The sequence below is a fragment of the Paraburkholderia edwinii genome (genome assembly GCF_019428685.1).
In the GTDB taxonomy this organism is placed as follows: domain Bacteria; phylum Pseudomonadota; class Gammaproteobacteria; order Burkholderiales; family Burkholderiaceae; genus Paraburkholderia; species Paraburkholderia edwinii.
Genome location: NZ_CP080095.1, coordinates 4,592,755 through 4,611,783, shown reverse-complemented (window position 1 = coordinate 4,611,783; position 19,029 = coordinate 4,592,755). Strand labels below are relative to the sequence as shown.

Annotated in this window: 16 protein-coding genes; 8 read left to right on the top strand and 8 right to left on the bottom strand. The window is 63.4% G+C overall.

Annotation, left to right across the window (positions count from 1 at the left end):
- Window positions 1–101: 101 nt before the first annotated feature.
- The 3 genes from serC to KZJ38_RS20485 all read left to right on the top strand — a co-directional run bounded on the left by serC (window position 102) and on the right by KZJ38_RS20485 (window position 2,923).
- Window positions 102–1,199 carry a 3-phosphoserine/phosphohydroxythreonine transaminase gene (gene serC / locus KZJ38_RS20495; protein ID WP_219797971.1) on the top strand — a complete coding sequence of 366 codons (1,098 nt, stop codon included), beginning with the start codon at window positions 102–104 and terminating at the stop codon, window positions 1,197–1,199.
- Window positions 1,200–1,566: 367 nt separating this feature from the next.
- Window positions 1,567–2,379, top strand: coding sequence for a class I SAM-dependent methyltransferase (locus tag KZJ38_RS20490; RefSeq protein ID WP_219797970.1), 813 nt, complete (start codon window positions 1,567–1,569; stop codon window positions 2,377–2,379).
- A gap of 19 nt (window positions 2,380–2,398) precedes the next feature.
- Complete coding sequence (locus KZJ38_RS20485) at window positions 2,399–2,923, top strand: ArsI/CadI family heavy metal resistance metalloenzyme (protein WP_219797969.1); 525 nt, start codon at window positions 2,399–2,401, stop codon at window positions 2,921–2,923.
- Between the two features lie 20 nt (window positions 2,924–2,943).
- Here KZJ38_RS20485 and prpF read toward each other — a convergent pair whose 3' ends face one another.
- Window positions 2,944–4,080, bottom strand: a complete 1,137-nt coding sequence (gene prpF, locus KZJ38_RS20480) for a 2-methylaconitate cis-trans isomerase PrpF (protein WP_246641810.1) — start codon at window positions 4,078–4,080, stop codon at window positions 2,944–2,946.
- Window positions 4,081–4,291: 211 nt separating this feature from the next.
- Window positions 4,292–4,948, bottom strand: coding sequence for a glutathione S-transferase family protein (locus KZJ38_RS20475; protein WP_219797967.1), 657 nt, complete (start codon window positions 4,946–4,948; stop codon window positions 4,292–4,294).
- Between the two features lie 259 nt (window positions 4,949–5,207).
- Here KZJ38_RS20475 and KZJ38_RS20470 point away from each other — a divergent pair, with 259 nt between their 5' ends.
- Window positions 5,208–6,164: a LysR family transcriptional regulator gene (locus KZJ38_RS20470; RefSeq protein WP_219797966.1), complete on the top strand. Its 957-nt coding sequence runs from the start codon at window positions 5,208–5,210 to the stop codon at window positions 6,162–6,164.
- A 40-nt stretch (window positions 6,165–6,204) separates the two neighbouring features.
- Here KZJ38_RS20470 and KZJ38_RS20465 read toward each other — a convergent pair whose 3' ends face one another.
- Complete coding sequence (locus KZJ38_RS20465) at window positions 6,205–7,395, bottom strand: oxidoreductase (protein WP_219797965.1); 1,191 nt, start codon at window positions 7,393–7,395, stop codon at window positions 6,205–6,207.
- 382 nt (window positions 7,396–7,777) lie between these two features.
- Between KZJ38_RS20465 and KZJ38_RS20460 the strand changes: the two genes are divergently transcribed.
- Window positions 7,778–8,698 carry a LysR family transcriptional regulator gene (locus KZJ38_RS20460; RefSeq protein WP_219797964.1) on the top strand — a complete coding sequence of 307 codons (921 nt, stop codon included), beginning with the start codon at window positions 7,778–7,780 and terminating at the stop codon, window positions 8,696–8,698.
- A gap of 103 nt (window positions 8,699–8,801) precedes the next feature.
- Complete coding sequence (locus KZJ38_RS20455) at window positions 8,802–9,188, top strand: YybH family protein (RefSeq protein ID WP_219797963.1); 387 nt, start codon at window positions 8,802–8,804, stop codon at window positions 9,186–9,188.
- 94 nt (window positions 9,189–9,282) lie between these two features.
- Here KZJ38_RS20455 and KZJ38_RS20450 read toward each other — a convergent pair whose 3' ends face one another.
- The 5 genes from KZJ38_RS20450 to KZJ38_RS20430 all read right to left on the bottom strand — a co-directional run bounded on the left by KZJ38_RS20450 (window position 9,283) and on the right by KZJ38_RS20430 (window position 17,625).
- Window positions 9,283–10,815, bottom strand: a complete 1,533-nt coding sequence (locus KZJ38_RS20450; protein WP_246641571.1) for an efflux transporter outer membrane subunit — start codon at window positions 10,813–10,815, stop codon at window positions 9,283–9,285.
- Window positions 10,816–10,832: 17 nt separating this feature from the next.
- A complete protein-coding gene (locus KZJ38_RS20445) occupies window positions 10,833–14,060 on the bottom strand; it encodes an efflux RND transporter permease subunit (RefSeq protein ID WP_219797962.1) in 3,228 nt (1,075 codons plus the stop codon).
- Between the two features lie 34 nt (window positions 14,061–14,094).
- Entirely contained in the window at window positions 14,095–15,378 is a 1,284-nt protein-coding gene (locus KZJ38_RS20440; RefSeq protein ID WP_219800510.1) for an efflux RND transporter periplasmic adaptor subunit, read from the bottom strand.
- Between the two features lie 246 nt (window positions 15,379–15,624).
- Window positions 15,625–16,296, bottom strand: a complete 672-nt coding sequence (locus KZJ38_RS20435; RefSeq protein WP_219797961.1) for a gamma-glutamylcyclotransferase — start codon at window positions 16,294–16,296, stop codon at window positions 15,625–15,627.
- Between the two features lie 198 nt (window positions 16,297–16,494).
- Window positions 16,495–17,625, bottom strand: coding sequence for a PAS domain-containing sensor histidine kinase (locus tag KZJ38_RS20430; protein WP_219797960.1), 1,131 nt, complete (start codon window positions 17,623–17,625; stop codon window positions 16,495–16,497).
- A 340-nt stretch (window positions 17,626–17,965) separates the two neighbouring features.
- On the opposite strand from KZJ38_RS20430, the gene KZJ38_RS20425 reads away from it, so the two are divergent.
- Both KZJ38_RS20425 and KZJ38_RS20420 read left to right on the top strand, forming a co-directional pair.
- Entirely contained in the window at window positions 17,966–18,658 is a 693-nt protein-coding gene (locus tag KZJ38_RS20425) for a CBS domain-containing protein (protein WP_219797959.1), read from the top strand.
- Between the two features lie 20 nt (window positions 18,659–18,678).
- The gene (locus KZJ38_RS20420) at window positions 18,679–18,984 is read left to right on the top strand and encodes a hypothetical protein (RefSeq protein ID WP_343223840.1); all 306 of its coding nucleotides are present in this window, start codon (window positions 18,679–18,681) and stop codon (window positions 18,982–18,984) included.
- Window positions 18,985–19,029 lie beyond the last annotated feature (45 nt).

Below are 19,029 nucleotides of genomic sequence, written 5' to 3'. Positions count from 1 at the left end.
CATCGCGCATTGCGTCGATCATGGTCTCGACCGCAAATCAACTCAACTCAACGATCAAGCGCTCATCCGTTCGCACGTGCCGCGCATCCGCAGGATCGAACATGAAATTTAACGCTCTGAATTTCTCCGGCGGCCCCGGCGCGCTGCCCGAAACCGTGCTCGCACAAACGCGCGATGCGATCGTCGCGCTTCCGGATACGGGCATGTCGGTACTCGGCATGAGCCATCGGTCCGAATGGTTCCGCTCGGTGCTTGAAGAGGCTGAGATGAATCTGCGGCATCTGCTCGGCCTGTCGAGCGACTATGCGATTACGTTTTTGCAAGGCGGCAGCAGCCTGCTGTTCGCGACGATCCCGATGAACTTCGCCGCGCGCGCGGCTGCGGCGCCCGAGTATGTGACCTCCGGCTACTGGAGCGCGAAAGCGACCGCCGAAGCCGCGAAGGTGACCAGGCGCAACATCGTGTGGGATGGCAAGGCGACCGGTTACAAACAATTGCCTGAGTTGCGCACGCTGGACGTCGCGCCGTCGGCCGCCTATCTGCACTACGTGTCGAACGAGACTGTCGAAGGCTTGCAGTTCGATCCGTGCGAAGCCGGCGATATCGCGGCGCCGCTGATCGCGGACATGTCGTCGGACTTCCTGTCGAAGCCGTTTCGCAGCGACGCGTACTCGATGATTTACGCGCACGCGCAGAAAAACCTCGGGCCGGCCGGCGTCACGGTTGCGGTGATCAGGCGCACTTTGCTCGACCGCATTCCCGACGGCTTGCCCGCCATTCTCGATTTCCGCACTCACGTTCTGCACAATTCGAACTACAACACGCCGCCGGTCTTCGCGATTTACGTGTTGATGCTGGTGACACGGTGGCTGCGCTTCGACATCGGCGGCTTGCAGGCCATGCAGCGTATCAACGAAGCGAAGTCGAAGCGCCTGTATGCGACGCTCGACGCGCTCGGCGATGCAGTCACGATTCATGCCGACCCGCGCTGGCGCTCGCAGATGAACGTATCGTTCACGTTCGGCGACAAGCGGCTCGATCAGGCCTTTATTGCCGCAGCGCGGGATCAGAGTATCGTCGGGCTCGAAGGTCATCGTTCGGTAGGCGGGTTGCGTGCATCGCTGTATAACGCGGTCACCGAAGAGGCCGTCGAATCGTTGTGTCAGGTGCTCAACGAATTCACCGTGCAGCACGTTTGAAGGCTTTTTACGCACGCGGTGCAAGCTTGGCGTCACGAACTGCCAGGCAGCACCACTTTCCGGCTTCGCCTGCTCCTCGCAGGTAACCGGAATATACGCATGGGCGAGTGAAGCACGCAGTCGACGTGCATGTTCGCCGAGACTGATCCGTCTTCGCGTCCGAGACGCGGATTGATTTTTCCCAATGTTAATAGTCCTGAACCCCCGCGTTTGTACGTGGGGTGGACGCCTATCGCGCGTGCCCTTACGATCACATATCATGGTTGACAGCAACGTATGCGATCAGGCGCGCTGCGGGCGACACCCCCGCTTCACTCGCGCTTGACATGCATTTGACAGTTCGTAACCGCTAAACAGGACACACCGTATGGAACAGGACGCCTTCACCGCATTCGAACGCGACGGCTGGGAGCAACTCGCCGAAGCCTATAAGCCGCGTTTCGGTGAAGTGACGAAGCAATCGAACGGCGCCTTGCTCGACGCGCTTGAGGTTCGCGCAGGTACGCGTTTTCTCGATGTCGCGACCGGGCCCGGCTATGTCGCGGCAGCGGCGGCACGCCGCGGCGCGCATGCGATCGGTGTCGATTTCGCGCAGGCCATGGTCGACGAAGCGACGCGCGAGTATCCCGATGTCGAATTTCAGCGTGGCAGCGCGGATGCGTTGCCGTTCGACGATGCGAGCTTCGACGCGGTCGGCATCAGCTTCGGCCTGTTGCATTTCGCCGATCCGGACAAGGCGCTCGCCGAAGCGTTTCGCGTGTTGAAAAGCGGCGGCAGAATCGCGTTTACCGTCTGGTCGACGCCGGATCGCGCGCTCGGTTTCGGCTTTGTGTTAAAGGCTGTCGAGACGTACGGACGTCTGGACGTGCCGCTGCCGCCGGGGCCGCCGTTCGCGCGCTTTAGCGACTGGAGCGAATGCGAACGCACGCTACGAGCAATTGGCTTTATCGAACCTCGCGTGGTCGAAGTGAGTCAGACACTACACACGCGCGCGCCCGAGACGGCCTTTCACATGATGTTGCACGGTGGGGTGCGGATGGGCTCGCTGCTGAAATTGCAGACGCCTGAAGCGCGCGCATCGATCGAAAAGTCCGTTTTAGAAGACTGCGCGCCGTATCGAAACGGCGATGACATTCGCGTGCCGTTGCCTTGTGTACTGGCATCCGCGAAGAAGCCTTGAACTGGTGTGGAGCTGCAATATGAAGCGTATGCACATTCACGTTTCAGTCGAAAATTTGACGGAGAGCATCCGCTTTTACAGCGCGATGTTCGGCGGCATCGAGCCGACCGTGCGCAAGCACGACTATTGCAAGTGGGAATTATCGGACCCCGCGGTGAACTTTGCGATCTCGCAGCGTCTTGCGCGCTCGGGGATCGATCATTTCGGCATTCAGGTCGAAACCGAAGAAGAACTGACCGAAATGCGTAACCGCTTCGCGCTCGCGGAAATCGCTGCCGAAGAAGAAACGGCGGCGCCATGCTGCTATGCGGTCTCCGATAAATCGTGGACGGTCGACCCGCAAGGCGTCGCATGGGAAACGTTCCGCACGCTCGAAGCGGCGCCGACGTATGGAAAATCGCGGCACGATGCCGGCGAGCCCGATGCGGCAGCGGCGCGCACCGATACCGGTGCCGATATCGATTCCGACCCGTCGTCGCCGAATACGCCGCGCTGCGGGCCGCAGCAAAGCGCGGTGACGATCGCGTTCAGACGCCGCCGCTAGTTATAGCGCGAGCGCGCCTGTCAAAGCGCGGCTTCGGGTACGAACACGAAGCCTTCCATCAGCCGCCGCGCGCTACGGCTCATCACCACTTTCGTGACGGTCCAGCTGCCGTCGTTCTGCACGGCCTCAGCGCCCACCGCGAGGCTGCCTGATGCGTGGCCGAAGCGCACGCTGCCAGCCGCATCCGGCGCAAGACGATTGACAATCGTGCCAGGAATCGCGGCCGCGACGGCGATTGCGATTGCGCCGGTGCCGGTCATCGCGTGGTGCAGCTTGCCCATCGAGAAAATGCGCGCGTTGAGGTCGAGCGTGGCGGCGTCGACGCGTTTACCGCTCGACGCGACGTAACTGGCGGGCGGCGACACGAAGGCCAGTTTCGGCGTGTGCGGGCGCTGCGTCGTTGCTTCTTCGGTCGTGCGCGCGAGGCCCATGCGCACGGCGGCGTGCGCGCGGATCGTTTCGGCTTTTTCGAGCAGCGCCGCGTTGCCGTTCACATCGCGTTGCAATTCGGTGCCGGTGAGGTCTAGCGCTGCCGCATCGATAAAAATCGCGGGATTGCCCGCGTTGATCATCGTCATTTCGAGCGCGCCGACGCCGGGCACGTCGAGCGTGTCGAGCGCGTTGCCGGTGGGGAACATGCCGGTGTCCGGCGCGTCCGGATCCGCATCGCCTGTCGGATCGAGAAATTCGATCCTGATTTCGGCCGCGGGGAACGTTACGCCATCGAGTTCGAAATCGCCTTCCTCGACCACTTCACCGTTGCGCATCGGCACATGCGCGATGATTTTGGCGTTGATGTTCGCCTGCCAGATGCGCACGATCGCCATGCCGTCGCGCGGAGCGTCGACGAGCCCTTGCGCGATCGCGAACGGGCCGACTGCCGAAGTGAGATTGCCGCAGTTGCCGGACCAGTCGACGATCGGCTTGTCGATCGCCACTTGTCCGAAGCGGTAGTCGACATCGCAGTCCGCGCGTGACGAGGGGCCGACGATCACCACCTTGCTCGTGCTCGATGTCGCGCCGCCCATGCCGTCGATATGCTGTCCGTAAGGGTCGGGGCTGCCGATCACGCGCAGCAGGATGCGGTCGCGTTGGGCAGCGTCGGTGGGCAGCCAGTCGGGACGGAAGAATACGCCTTTGCTTGTGCCGCCGCGCATGTAGACGGCCTGAATTTTCGATTGCGGCAAGGTTGCCTCCTGATATCGTGCGGCATTCGATTGCTTGCGGACCGCTTGCGCGGCGATCTCGCCGCGCTTTGTCACCGATTGTCACCGATGATAGGCGAACTGCAGGTCAGACCGCAGAAACGAAGGCAACGCTTGCCTGAACCGGCACGCCTTGTAAGCGAGCCGGCCTCGCGCCCCGCGCTTAAGCGGCCAGAAGCTGCTTATGCCGCGCGACCAGTTCAGCCTCGTCTTTCAGCGCCTTTTTTACCGACGCCCGCGCTTCGATACGCGCGATATACGCCATCAGGTGCTGCAGGTGACCGATCTGCGCGCCCGAGCGCTCGTGCCACATCGTTGCCCACACATAGGCGTCGGCAACGGTGAACCGCTCGCCGGTCAGATACGTGCGGCCGTCCGCGAGTTGCGCATCGAGTCTTGCGTAGGCATTGACGAGCTTCGCGCGCGTCCACGCGGTGCCTTCTTCGGTCAGCAGTTTGCGCATTAGCGGGATATGCTTCTGCGCAATCTCGGTCGCGACAAAGGTCAGCAACTGGTCCATCCGCACGCGTTCGATCGTGCCGTGCACCGGAATCAGGCCGGACTCCGGATGCTGGTCGGCGAGGTACGACGAGATGACGATCGTTTCGGTTAGCTTTTCATCGGCACGCGCGCCCGCTTGCCCTTCGTCGAGTACGAGGACCGGCACATAACCGAGTTCGTTGACGTCGACGAAGCTGCCGTTGTCCGTCGTGCTCTTGCCGAACACGTCGTAGTGAATCAGCTCGGGTTCGAGGCCCAGTTCGTTGAAGACGGCTTGTACCGCGAGCGAGCAGGTTGCCTGAGCGATGTAGAGTTTCATTTGCGTATCCTTTCGAGTCGATGGCTGGGTCGCATTGCGTTTGCGATGGAACAGACTCTACCGGCCGCGCTCGTGCGGATAAACGCCGTAACAGTGGCTAGAGCGTCGCCGCGTGGGCGACAATCGCGACCGGAACACGGCCATTGGCGCCAAGTGTCTTTATCTTGCGGCACGCTCCCGCTACAGTGTCGTTCGACGCGGCTGGAGGTGTGCCGCTTAACGGTTCCTACTGCTTCTTTCTGATTGCTGGAGAGCTGATATGGTCGAACGCGCGGATGCTTCGATATCCGAGATTTCCGCATTCGAGGCGGTCGCGGTGGAGGGCAGCTTCACGAAAGCGGCCGAGTCGCTCGGCACGAGCAAATCGCATGTCGGCAAGCTCGTGCAGCGGCTCGAGGCGCGCCTTTCGACACGGCTCTTCCAGCGCACGACGCGCGCGGTGCGCCTGACCGAAGACGGCGAAACGTATCTGCTCGCGGTGCAGTCCGCGTTGGGCGGGCTGCGCGAAGCGGAGCAGGAACTCGCCGCGCGGCGCGATGAAGTTGTCGGGCGTGTGCGGCTCGACTTGCCTTCATCGTTCGGCAGGCTGCTGTTTCCGGCGATTCTCGCGTTGCGGCAGCAGCACCCGCGGCTCACGTTCGAACTCGGCTTCAGCGACAAGATGTCGGACCCGGTCGCCGATGGCTGGGATCTCGTGATCCGCATCGGCGAATTGCCGAAAGACAGCGACATGACCGTGCGCAAGCTCTGCGATACGCGCTTCGGGCTCTATGCGTCGCCGTCGTATCTGGCAGCCCGCGGCGAGATTCGCTCGATTGCGGATCTCGCGCAGCACGATGCCGTGATCTTTCGCGGGCCCTCCGGTCGGCTGCGCCCGTGGGCGCTCAATGACGGCGGCGAGGTGCGGTCGATTGCGCCGTCGCCCGTGGTGGTCGTCGAAGACGGCCAGGCGCTCAACGATGCGCTCGTCAGCGGGCTCGGCATTTCGCAACTGATCGACCGTATCGTGCAGCCGCTCGTCGAGTCGGGGCGGCTGCAACATGTGCTGCCCGCAGCCGATGTCGCGGGCTTGCCCGTACACGCGATGATTCCGGCCGGACAGAAGATGTCGTTGAGAACGCGCGTCGTGCTCAATCAACTCGCGGAGTTTCTGAACGGCGCGGAAACGGCGCCGCGCGCGACCGGTGGTGCTCGCGCGCGCTCGCGTGCACGGTGAACGAAGCAGGGCGTCGTCGAAGGGACGCCTCTGCTGCCCGTCAGATCAGCGTGTTCAGCACGCTTCTGTCCCAGTTGCGCAACTCGTCGATGCGTCCTTCGCGCACCTTGTTCGCCCAATCGGGATTCACGAGCATGCCGCGGCCGACCGCGACGAGGTCGAAGTCGCCGTGTTCGAGCATCGCCAGCAGTCGATCGAGCGAGGCGACGTGACTCGCTTCGCCCATCAGCGTGTCGATATGCTCGCCGGTCATGCCGACCGCGCCCACGGTGATCGCAGGCTTGCCCGATAGCTCTTTGGTCCAAGCGGCGAGGTTGCGCTCCGAACCGAATTCGGTGTCCCAGAAGCGGCGCGTCGAGCAGTGAAAAATATCGACGCCCGCATCGACCATGATCGCCGTGAACTCCGCGAGCTCGGCGGGCGTGTTGAAGTTTTTCGCGTCGAAGTCCTGCACCTTCCATTGCGATATGCGCAGCGAAATCGCGAAATGGACACCCGTCACGCGGCGAATTTCCGCGATGACGTCGGCTGCAAGGCGCGCGCGGTTGCGCAGCGCTCCGCCCCACCGGTCGTCGCGCCGGTTCGTGCCGGGCCAGAAAAACTGGTCGAGCAGATAGCCGTGTGCCGCATGGAGCTCGATGCCGTCGAAGCCCGCCATCTGCGCGTTGACCGCGGCCTTCGCGTAGGCTTCGACGATCGCGTCGAGGTCCGCGGGCAGGGCCGGTTCGCCATCGGGCGTCATCGGTTTGCCGATTCCACCGAACAGCCCCGACGGACCGACGCGCCGCGGCGGCCGATAACCGGCGCCCTTCGGGGCATACAGCCCGTCGATCGTGTGTTGCTTCATCTGGCCGACGTGCCACAGCTGGGCGAGGATCGACGCGCCTTCCGCGTGGACCGCTTCGACCACCTGCCGCCATCCGTTCAGTGCGGCGACGCCGTACATGCGCGGTACGTCTTCTTCGTTGGCCGCCGCGTCGTGCGGCACCCACGTGCCTTCAGTGATGATGAGCCCGGCGCCGCCTTTGGCTCGCCTTCCATAGTAGTGGGCATGCGCTTCGCCGGGAATGCCGGCTGGCGCCATCGTGCGTGTCATGGGCGACATCACGATGCGATTGTTAAGGGTCAGTGGGCCGATGCGTACGGCCTCGAAGAGCTTTGCGGTGCGCGCGGGAGAGAGCGCTTCGATGGACGTGCTCGCGCCAAGTGCGGCCTCTGTATTCTGGTTCATCGGGTTCACCTTCAGGAACGAGGGGACAGGCGCCGGTGTCCGGTGAACACGGCGCAACGGATGTTTCGGTGTCCATCGTAGGGTGAGCATGCGTTGCGAGAAACCCTGCGGCGGGAGACGCTCTGTCGCTTCGCGGGAGACGGTGTGCATTGTCGCTTTGCAGGAGACGGAGTAACCACGCTACGGTGATTTATCCGCGGTTCGTCTGTGAGGCAAAATGCAGTGCCGTCATGTGAAGGCGATAAAAAGAAAAGACGGCGAGGGTCGTGCCCGAGGAAGCCCGGGACATTGCGTCCCGGGCTTTGCTCTTCTCGCCATGCGCGTGTTGAACGGCACGATTGAATTCGGCATCCCCCTATTTGCAAACGAAGCAGGTGATCGAATGCCCGAGCGTGGCGAAACCTCGATTTCCGATATCGCGTGCTTTATCGCGGTCACGCAGACCGGCAGCTTCACGCGCGCCGGCGAAGACCTCGGCACCAGCAAGTCGAATGTCGGTAAGGCCGTGCAGCGGCTCGAAACGCGGCTCGGCACGCGGCTTTTTCAGCGCACGACACGTGCCGTGCGGCTGACCGAAGACGGTGAAACCTATCTGTTCGCCGCGCAAGCCGCGCTCGATGGTTTGCGTGAAGCTGAGCATCAGCTCGCGGCGCGGCAGTCGGAGCCGGTCGGCCGCGTGCGGCTCGATTTGCCGGCCGGTTTCGGACGGCTGCTCCTGCCCACGTTCGAAGCGCTGCGCCGCAAGCATCCGAAGGTCACGCTCGAACTCGCATTGACCGACCGCATGTCGGACCCGGTTGGCGAAGGTTGGGATATCGTCGTGCGCATCGGTGAGTTGCCCGTCGACAGCGAGATGACAGTGCGCAAGCTGTGCGATCTGAAGGTAGGACTGTACGCGGCGCCCGCCTATCTCACGCGCAAAGGGCCGGTCGAAACGATCGCCGATCTCGCCTCGCATGACGCCATCGTGTTTCGCGGCCCCACGGGCAGGTTGCGGCCCTGGACTTTGCGCGAGGGGACGGTTAAACGCGAGATGCCGGTGACATCCGCACTCGTTCTCGCCGATGGCCAGGCGCTCGTCGATGCGGCGATCGCGGGCTTCGGCATCGCGCAGATTCACGATCGCGTTGCATTGCCGCATGTGAAAGCAGGGCGGCTCGTGCATGTGCTGCCGCATGCGGCGGTCGACGGTCCGCCCGTGCACGCAATCATTCCGCTCGGGCAAAAAATGGCCGCGAAAACGCGAGCCGTGCTCAATCATCTCGCCGAAAGTTTGCGCGAGCCGGAGCGGCCGCGCGATTGAATTGCCATTGCGCTGTGAAATCAACTTACAAAGTTTCCTGCCCTGGTAGCACTCATCGACCAGTCACTCGACTATGATGTGAGTTACTTCGGAGGAAAAAGCCATGATCGCGACCAGCCCCGAACATGCGGTGGAACTGTTGGACCGGGCATTCAACGAGCAGGACATCGATACGGTCATCGGCTTCTATGAAGACGACGCGGTAGTCGTCACGGAACCGGGAAGAACGGTTCGCGAGCGCGCGGAACTCAGACGTTTTTTCGAACGTGCGATGAAATCCGGCGTATCGGCGAAGCAACTCAAAACGCATGTTATCGAAGCAGATGGTATCGCGCTGTTCCTGTCGCGGTGGATGCTCGAATACAAAGATACCGATGGCGAAGTCTCGTCGAGAGAACTGGTTGCGACAACCGTTTTTCGCAAGCAGCCGGGCGGCGGTTGGAAAGTGCTGATCGACAATTCGCTGGGGCCGCAGGTGCTCGAGACCTGATTACCTACGCGTGAACGCCCATCCGTTGCAATGTCATCGGATGGGCGTTTTTGTTTAGCGCACGTTTAGTGAACCTGGGCCGTGCGGTGATGAGCTACTTCTGCGCAAGCGGCGGCATCGTGGGTTCCGGTACGTTATCGCCCCAGCCGCCTCCCAACGCACGTATGAGGTTCACCGTTGCCGCCGCCTGAACACCCTGCAACTGCACGGCGGCGCGTTTCGCCTGCAGCACCGTGCGTTGCGCCTCGATCACGTCCAGGTAATTGATCGCGCCTTCCGTGTACTGCGTACGCGAAAGATCGGCGGCACGCTGCGACGCATTCACCGCTTCATTCTGCTGCTTCGTCTGCGCTTCGAGAATGCGTAGATCGGACAGACTGTCTTCGACTTCGCGGAACGCGGTCAGCACTTGCTGCCGATAGTCCGCGACATCCTCTTCATAGACGGCACGCGCATTCGCGAGATTGCCCTTGCGACGCCCGCCGTCGAAAATCGGCACATTGAGCGCCGTGCCCGCGAGCGGGCCGAGCAGGAACGCGCGGCTGCTCCATTTGAAGAGATCGCCGAGCGTGGCCGATTCGAAGCCGCCGGTGCCGGTTAGCGTCAACGACGGAAAGAACGCCGCTTTCGCCACGCCGATCCGCGCATTCGCCGCGGCCATCGCACGCTCGGCGGCGGCGATATCGGGGCGCCTCTCGAGCAGCGACGACGGCAGCCCGGGCGGCACGCGCAACTCGACCGGCTGCAGCGGATCGGCCGCCATCGAAAACTCGGCTGGCGCGCGGCCAAGCAGCACCGCAAGACTGTGCTCGGATGCGGCGCGCAGACGCTGCACCGTCATCGCGTCCGAACGCGCGGTCGCGAGTTCCGCCTTGGCGCGCGAAACGTCGAGTTCGGTCACGTCGCCTTCCGCATATCGATGCTGCGCGAGCTTCAGTGCCTGCTCGCGCAGTTCGACGGCGTGGTCGAACACGTCGGTTTCCGCATCGAGCTCGCGCAACGCGAAGTAGTTCTGCGCGACGTCGGCCTGCAGCGCGAGCAGCACCGAGCGGAACAGCGCTTCGCTTTGCTGCGTGTCGGCCTTCGCCGCATCGACCGTCGATGCGACGCGGCCGAACAGATCGACTTCATACGATGCGCTCGCCTGCGCGCGCCAGAACGTCTGCTGCGGAATATTCGCGCCATCCGGCTGGAATTGCGAGGCCGCCGATACCTTTTGCCGCGTCGGGCCGAAGCCGGCGTCGAGCGTCGGGAATAGTCCCGCACGCGCGGCCTGGTTCAGCGCGCGCGCTTCCTTCACGCGCGCGGCCGCTGCTTTCAGGTTCTGGTTTGCTTCCAGAGCCTGCTGCTCGAGCGCATCGAGTTTCGCATCGCCAAATACCTTCCACCATTCGCCGCGCGATATGGCTTCGGATGGCTGCGCAGTCTTCCAGCTGCCCGCTTCCGACGCGGGCAGCGCGGTCTGCGTGGCCTCATGTGTTGTTTCATGCGTGGCTTCCTTGAACGCGGCCGGCATCGGCGTGGACGGCACTCCATACGTCGGCGCAAGCGAGCAACCCGCGAGCACGAGCAAGGCGCCAAGCAGTATCGAGCCGGTCAACACGCTTTTCATCATCGATCGTTTCATGACGCTTTCCTTATCGCTTAGTCTTCGTAAGCCGGTTCGGGTACACGGACGGCGGGAGCGGATGGGCTGTCATCGGGGCCGTGAATATGCGGATGATGGCCGTGCTTGTCCGCGAGATGCTTGCCGCCCGCGAGCTTGCGCAGCAGCACATAGAACACGGGCGTCAGCATCAGTCCGAACAGCGTCACGCCAAGCATCCCGAAGAACACCGCGATACCCATTGCGCGGCGCATCTCGGCGCCGGCGCCGGTCGAGATCACAAGCGGCACCACGCCCATGATGAAAGCGATCGACGTCATCAGAATCGGGCGCAATCGCAAGCGGCTCGCTTCAATCGCGGCCTGGACAATCGAGCGCCCCTGCATTTCGAGCTCGCGCGCGAACTCGACGATCAGAATCGCGTTTTTCGCGGAGAGCCCGACGAGCACCATCAAACCGATCTGCGTGAAGATGTTGTTGTCGCCGCGCGTCAGCCACACGCCGGTCAACGCGGAGAGGAGCGTCATCGGCACGATCAGCAGAATCGCGAGCGGCAGCGTCAGGCTTTCGTACATCGCGGCGAGCACGAGGAACACGAGCAGCACGCTGATCGGGAACACCCACAGCGCGGAGCTGCCGGCGAGTACCTGCTGATACGTGAGATCGGTCCACTCGAACTTCACGCCGCGCGGCAGCGTTTCCTTCGCGATCCGCTCGATGGCCGCCTGTGCTTGACCCGACGAATAGCCGGGCGCGGGGCCGCCGTTGATGTCGGCTGCCGTGTAGCCGTTGTAGCGCACGACCATCTCCGGGCCATACGTCGGCGTGACGCTCACGAGCGACGACAGCGGCACCATCTCGCCATTGGCGTTGCGCGTCTTCAACTGGCCGATGTCGTTCGCCGTGGCGCGGAACGGTGCGTCGGCCTGCGCGCGCACCTGAAATACGCGGCCGAACTTGTTGAAGTCGTTCACGTACAGCGAGCCGAGATAGATCTGCATCGTGTCGAACACATCGGTGATATTCACGCCAAGCTGCTTCGCTTTCACGCGATCCAGATTGACGTTCAGCTGCGGCACGTTGATCTGATAGCTCGAGAACGACGGCCCGAGTTCGGGGGCTTGCGCGGCCTTCGTGAGGAACGCCTGCGTCGCGCTATTCAGCGCTTCGTAGCCGAGCGCGCCGCGGTCTTCGATCTGCAGCTTGAAGCCGCCGAGCGCGCCGAGGCCGAGCACGGGTGGCGGCGGAAAGACGGCGATCTGTGCGTCCTTGATCGCGCCGAACTTCGCGTTGAGCGCCGCGACAATCTCGTTGGCCGTTTCGCCTTTATGGCGCGTCTTCGACGGCTTCAGCACGACGAACAGGACGCCCGCGCTCGACGAGTTCATAAAGCCGTTCACCGACATGCCCGGATATTCGACCGCGCTTTCGACGCCCGGCTGCTTCAGCGTGATGTCGGCCATCTCGCGAATCACCTTCTCTGTGCGTTCGAGCGACGCGCCGTTCGGCAACTGCACGATGCTGACGAGATAATCCTTGTCCTGCGCCGGCACAAAGCCGCGGGGAACGATCTTCGCCATCAGGCCGGCGGCGGCGAGCAGCACGCCGTAGATGACGAGCATCGCGACCTTGTGGCCGATGACCTTGCCGACGCCTTTGCCGTACGACTCGGAACCGCGCGTGAACACTTTGTTGAATACGCGGAAGAACGGGCCGAACAGACGGTCCATCACACGCGTCAGTGCGTCTTTCGGCGCGTGATGGTCGCGCAGCAGCAACGCGGCAAGGGCCGGCGACAACGTCAGCGAATTGAACGCCGAGATGACGGTCGAGATGGCGATGGTCATCGCGAACTGCTTGTAGAACTGGCCGGTCAGGCCCGACATGAACGCAAGCGGCACAAAAACCGCGACGAGCGTCAACGCGATCGCGACGATTGGCCCGCTGACCTCGCGCATCGCTTCGTAGGTTGCGTCGAGCGGCTTCAACCCTGCGGCGATATTGCGCTCGACGTTCTCGACCACGACGATCGCATCGTCGACCACGATGCCGATGGCCAGCACCATGCCGAACAGCGACAGCGCGTTGATCGTGAAGCCGAACGCGAGCATCAGCGAGAACGTCCCGACGATCGATACGGGCACCGCAAGCAGCGGAATGATCGACGCGCGCCAGCTTTGCAAGAATACGATCACGACAATCACCACCAGCACGATCGCTTCGATCAGCGTATGCACGACGGCGTCGATGCTTTCGCGCACGAACTGCGTCGGGTCGTAGACGATGCGATAGTCGACGCCGTCGGGCATATCGCCCTTGAGCTCCTTCATCGTCTTGCGGACTTCGTCGGAGATCTGCAGCGAGTTCGCACCCGGCTGCTGATAGATGATCAGCTGTGCCGACGCCTTGTTATCGAGCAGCGCGCGCAGCCCGTATTCCTGCGCATCGAGCTCGACGCGCGCGACGTCGCCGAGGTGCGTGACCGCGCCGTCCGCCGAAGTCTTCAGCACGATATGGCGAAATTCCTCTTCGGACTTGAGCCGGCCTTGCGCGTTGATCGACAGCTGCATCGGCACGTTTTCGCTCATCGGCGGGCCGCCGACGAGGCCGGCTGCAACCTGCACGTTCTGCTCGCGGATCGCCTTCACCACGTCCGATGCGGTCATGTTCTGGCGCGCCACTTTGGTCGGATCGAGCCAGATGCGCATCGCGTAGTCGCCGGACCCCCAGAGCACCACTTCGCCGATGCCGGGAATGCGTTCGAGCCGCGTCTTCACGTTGATCAGCGCGTAGTTGCGCAGATACGTCATGTCATAGCGGTCGTTCGGCGATACGAGGTTCACGCCCATCACGAGTGTCGGCGCGGCCTTCACGACTGTCACGCCGAGCCGCTGCACGTCTTCAGGCAAGCGCGGCAGGGCCTGCTGCACGCGGTTTTGCACAAGCTGGGTGGCAAGGTCGGGGTTTGTGCCGAGCTTGAACGTGACGGTGGTCGTCATGTTGCCGTCGCTATTCGCTTGCGACTGCATGTACAGCATGTTTTCGACGCCGTTAATCTTTTCTTCGAGCGGCGAGGCGACCGTTTCCGCGATGACTTTCGGGTTCGCGCCCGGATATTGCGCGCGAACCACAACCGATGGCGGCACGACTTCCGGATACTCGGAGGTCGGCAGCATCGTCAACGCGATGATGCCGCCAAGCAGAATAATGACCGACAGCACGCCAGCAAAAATGGGCCGGTCGATAAAGAACCTGGAGATGTTCATGATGTTTTTCCCGAATCCTGTCGAAGTGGACGCGTCATGAAGCGGACTTTGAGGAGGACGGTGAATCGGACGATGAAGCGGACGGTGAAGCAGGCGGTGAAGCGGGCAATGAAGCGGGCAATGAAGCGGGCAATGAAGCGGTGGACTTCGCCGCGCCTGTCATCGAGACCGCGTGCGGGGTGACGCTGTCGCCGGGACGGGCGCGCTGAATGCCGTTCACGACGATCCGGTCGCCCGCGTTGAGACCCGAGGTGACGACGCGCAGCTTGTCGTGCAGCGCGCCGAGCTCGACTTCGCGGTATCGCACCGTGTTCGACGCATCGACGACGAGCACGTATTTCTTCGCCTGGTCCGTGCCGATCGCCGCGTCGTCGACGAGAATCGCCGGATGCGCGGCGCCGCCGCCCACCTTCACGCGTGCATAGAGACCGGGCACGAGCGCGCCGTCCGCGTTGTCGAAGCTCGCACGCACGCGAATCGTGCCGGACGTCATATCGAGCCGGTTGTCGACCGACGTAATCGTGCCGTCGCGCGAGTAGCCGCTTTCATCGGCCAGTCCGAGCGAGACGGGCACCTTTGCGTTGCGGTCGCGACCGAGGTATTGCAGATACGTTTGCTCGTCGACGTCGAACGATGCATAGATCGGCGACACGGAAACGAGCGTGGTGAGCACCGGCGCGTTCGCGCCGACCGACACCACATTGCCGAGCGTCAGTTCCGCGCGCGATACGCGGCCTGAAATCGGCGCGGTGATCGTCGTGTAGCCGAGGTTTACCTGTGCGGCTTCGAGCGCGGCCTGCGCGGCCTTGACACCGGCGTTGGCTTCGCGCGATGCGTTCTGCTTTTCGTCGTAGTCGCGTTTGGCGATCGCGTTGTCGGTAAGCAGGCGTTCGGCGCGGGCGGCGTCGGCCGTGGTGTAGATCGCGCGCGCTTTTGCGGCGGCGAGCTGCGCGGCCGCACGGTCGACTTCCGCCTGATACGGGCGCGGGTCGATCGTGAAGAGCGCATCGCCTTTCTTCACGAGCGCGCCGTCCTTGAAATGCACGGCGACGATCGTGCCGGGCACAAGCGGACGCACGTCGATATGGTCGATCGCTTCGAGGCGGCCCGAATAACTTTGCCAGTCGGTCACCGATTGATTGAGCACGCTGGCGACATCCACTTCGGCGGCGGGCGCCGGCGCGTCGGCCGCATGCGCGCGGGTCACGGGGCCGACGTCGCGTTCGTGCAGCATCAGACCGATGCCTGCGGTCGTGCCGGCGATAAACAGCGCACCGATTGCAATCGATAGCCGCTTCCGGTTTTTCGCATTCTTCATCATGGCTAGTGATCCTTAATAAACAGAACTGTTTCGTTGCGCGTGGTTGATGAGCGAGCTCAGCCAGCCGCCGCGGGTAGGCCGTTGTTCGGTGCTTCGGCAACGGTCTCAAGCGTTGGCAGCAGTATGGTTGACGCCCTGATGGCGATAAAGACGGCGATCGGCGACGCTTTGTATCCTGGCCGGATACAGTTCAACGGGGCGGAGCGAGGGGCTTGCCTCGGAGCGCGATCGCGGCGTGGCGCGTCATTTGTGCGCGGATGCCAGACGCCGGATTTCGCCGGCCAACTGCTCGATGTACAGGTCCGTCAAGCGGGCTTCGTCGAGCGCCGCTTCAAGCCTGACGACATACTCGCGATTCGTCCCGTGGCGACCGCGGGCGATCGCAATCAGCGGAGCCACGGTGCGTACCGACGCATCCGCTTCGTATTGCGATTGATTGCGGTCGGCGACGAAGGCGATCGCATGCGTATGCGTGCCGTCTGCGAAGGTGATCGGCGCCCATGTCGGCAGATAGGAACCCGCCACCATTTCACGAATCCAGACGAGCCGCAGCTCTTCGTTCATCGATGCCGGCGCGAGCTTCAGTGCAATGCCCGCTGCGCTGCCGCCCGGTTCGAGCGCAAGCATGCGGCCGGGCGCATCGGGGCTGCCGCGGCCGGCGACGACTCTCAGGCAGAAGCTGCGGTGCCAGTCGTGCAACGTCGCCGTCGCGTGGGCGTCGAAGTGGATCAGCGGATTCCACATCAGCGAACCGTACGCAAAAATCCAGATTGGACCGCTATCGCCATGCGGTCGCTGCGCGAGCGTTTGCGCGAGCGATGCTTCGATGCGTGGCGCCGTCCATAGCGTTTCCACGGGAAGGTCGCTGAAGCTATCGAGATAGGCGCCGGAGCGGAGAGCGTCGCGTGACAGCATGATGAGTCGGCTTGCGGCAATAAGCGTGTGTGTCGGAACGCACAGCAGCCGTCGGCCGGCACGTTGCGCGTACCAGCAGTATCCGCACGAGGAGGCGCGGGATAAACGCGTCCGTTGGAGACGCTTCGTCGCCCGTGCGGCGACAATGACGAGGTAGAAGAAGCAGCGCGCAGTGCGGCGCGCGTGTTGCCGGTGTCGTCAGCCGGAAGAGGCGGGCGATTCGTCCGGCCCACGCGTCAACGAGCGCTCGGGGAAGACGATGGCAATCCGGAAGCCCGCACCGTGCGTACTCTGGAACGCGATGCTGCCTTCGAGTTGCCGCACGCGTTCACGCATGCCAAGCAAGCCGAACGATCGCGGCTTCGGCACGGCGTCGGCCGGCACGCCGATGCCGTCGTCGACGATGCTGACCGTGCAACCGCCTTCAGTGCGCGTCACATCGATTGACACGTTGCGCGCCTGAGCATGCCGCGCGACATTCGTGAGCGCTTCCTGAACGATGCGGAAGATCGTCGTGGCCGCGAATTCGTTGATGTCGTCGGCGTTCGGCGTGACCTGCGCGGTCGCATGAACGCCGTAGCGTCGTGTGAAGTCTTCCGCGAGCCATTCAAGCGCAGCGGACAGCCCGAGATCGTCGAGCATCGGCGGACGAAGATCGGAGGCAATACGCCGTAGCGACGCGGCCATTGCATCGATTTGCGCCTTCAATTCATGCGTTTCTTCGATACGCGCGGCCGGCGCGTCGTGCGATCTGAGCCGGCCCTCGAGTAGCGCGACGCTCATTTTCAGTGCGGTCAGCTGCTGCCCGAGGTCGTCGTGCAATTCGCGGGCGATACGCTTCTGCTCGTTTTCGCGCGCCACCTGCATTTGCGTCGACACTTCGCTGGCGCGTTCGAGCGCCGCGAGCCGCGTGCGTTCGGTCATGTCGCGCGTCACTTTCGCGAAGCCGAGCAGTGTGCCCGATTCGTCGCGCACCGCGGAAATCACGACATTGGCCCAGAAGCGCGATCCGTCGCGGCGCACGCGCCACCCTTCGTCTTCGACGCGCCCCGCGGTGCTCGCCAGTTCGAGTTCGCGCGCCGGCTTGTTCGCGGCGATGTCGTCGGGCGTGTAGAACGTCGAGAAATGCCGTCCGATGATTTCGTCGGGGGTATAGCCTTTGATGCGCTGCGCGCCCGGATTCCAGCTCGTGATGCGGCCGCTCGGGTCCAGCATGAAGATCGCGTAATCGCGGACCGCATCGATCAGCAGGCGATGCCGGTCTTCGATGGCGATTTCGGGCGACGGCGGCGATTGTGCGCCGGGCATGCGCTCGTTCGATGAAGCCATCGGCTGGGTCCTCCGCGAGTGGGTCCGCAACGGGGTTCGTGATGCATGCGGCGACCGGTTCGCGTCCGGTCGCCGATCAGACATTCGTATTATGCGACTCGATACGGCGCGCGCTGCGGCATTCGATCGCAGTGCCCGCGAATGCGGTGGGCGACGGTGCCACCGGTTGACCCATATCAAGCTGCTGCCTGCGCAAGAGCGGAAGATAAAAGACAAGGCTCGCAGCACGAGCACCACCGAATGCCTCGGCACGCGGCGCGCGATGCGCCGGTGCGACCGCCCGACCCGCGCTACAGGTGCGACCCATGAGGGCCTGTGGCGATCAAACGGAGAAACCGCCATGCGCGCACTCGACATCATGACGACGCCCGTCGTGACCACCACGCCCGACACCGCGATTCACGAAGCGGCGAGACTGCTCGCGGATCACCGCATCAGCGGCATGCCGGTGATCGACGCGGCCGGCAATATCGTCGGCATTATCAGCGAGGGCGATCTGCTGCATCGCGTCGAAACCGGCACGGATGCGCTGCGACGCTCGTGGTGGCTCGATTTTATGGCCGGCACACGCGAACTGGCCGCACGCTATGTAAAAGAGCATGGGCACAAGGTGCGCGACGTGATGAGCGAAAACGTGATCACGATCGACGAAAGCACGACGCTCAGGGACATCGCGGACACCCTCGAGCGGCACCGGATCAAGCGCGTGCCGGTGCTGCAGGACGGCAGGCTGGTCGGCATCGTGAGCCGCTCGAACCTGATTCGCGCGCTCGCGACATTCACGCAGGCCGAGGCGGACGTCGGCGCTTATGACGACGCGGCGCTGCGCGATGCGGTCGTCGACGCGCTCGCCGGTTATCGCTGGGCGTTGCCGAAGGGTAGCGTGTTCGTGAAGGATGGCGTCGTGCATCTGTGGGGCGTGATCGAATCGGAGCAGGAGGGACGGGCGATCTGCATCGCGGTCGAAGCCGTGCCGGGGGTCAGGGACGTCGAGAGCCATCTGGCCTTTCCGGTCATCATTCCGGCGTTGTAGAGGTGCGTATGGGCGTCGGCATGCAAATCGTCTACCTCGGCTTTGCCGGCTCGCGTACGCTCGAAGGCGAGGCGGGCGCGCAGCTCGTGCGGCTCGAACGCTACAGCGCGATTCTGTCGGCGGTTCGCCTTGCGATCGAAGCGATGGGCATGATGGGTCCGCAGACGATGTACGACGCGCGTCTCGACTTGCTGCTGCTGTCGCGCGCCGACCGGTACCGGCCCGTGGCGCGCTGTTCGCACGCGAATGTGCAGGAGGCGGTACGGCGCGCCTTCGATGTGGCCGAGTGCGAGTTGCGGACGATTGCCGCGTGCGCGCGGCGGTGACTTCGGCGACGGGTGCTGAGCTCTGCCGCAGATGCTGACGTCGAC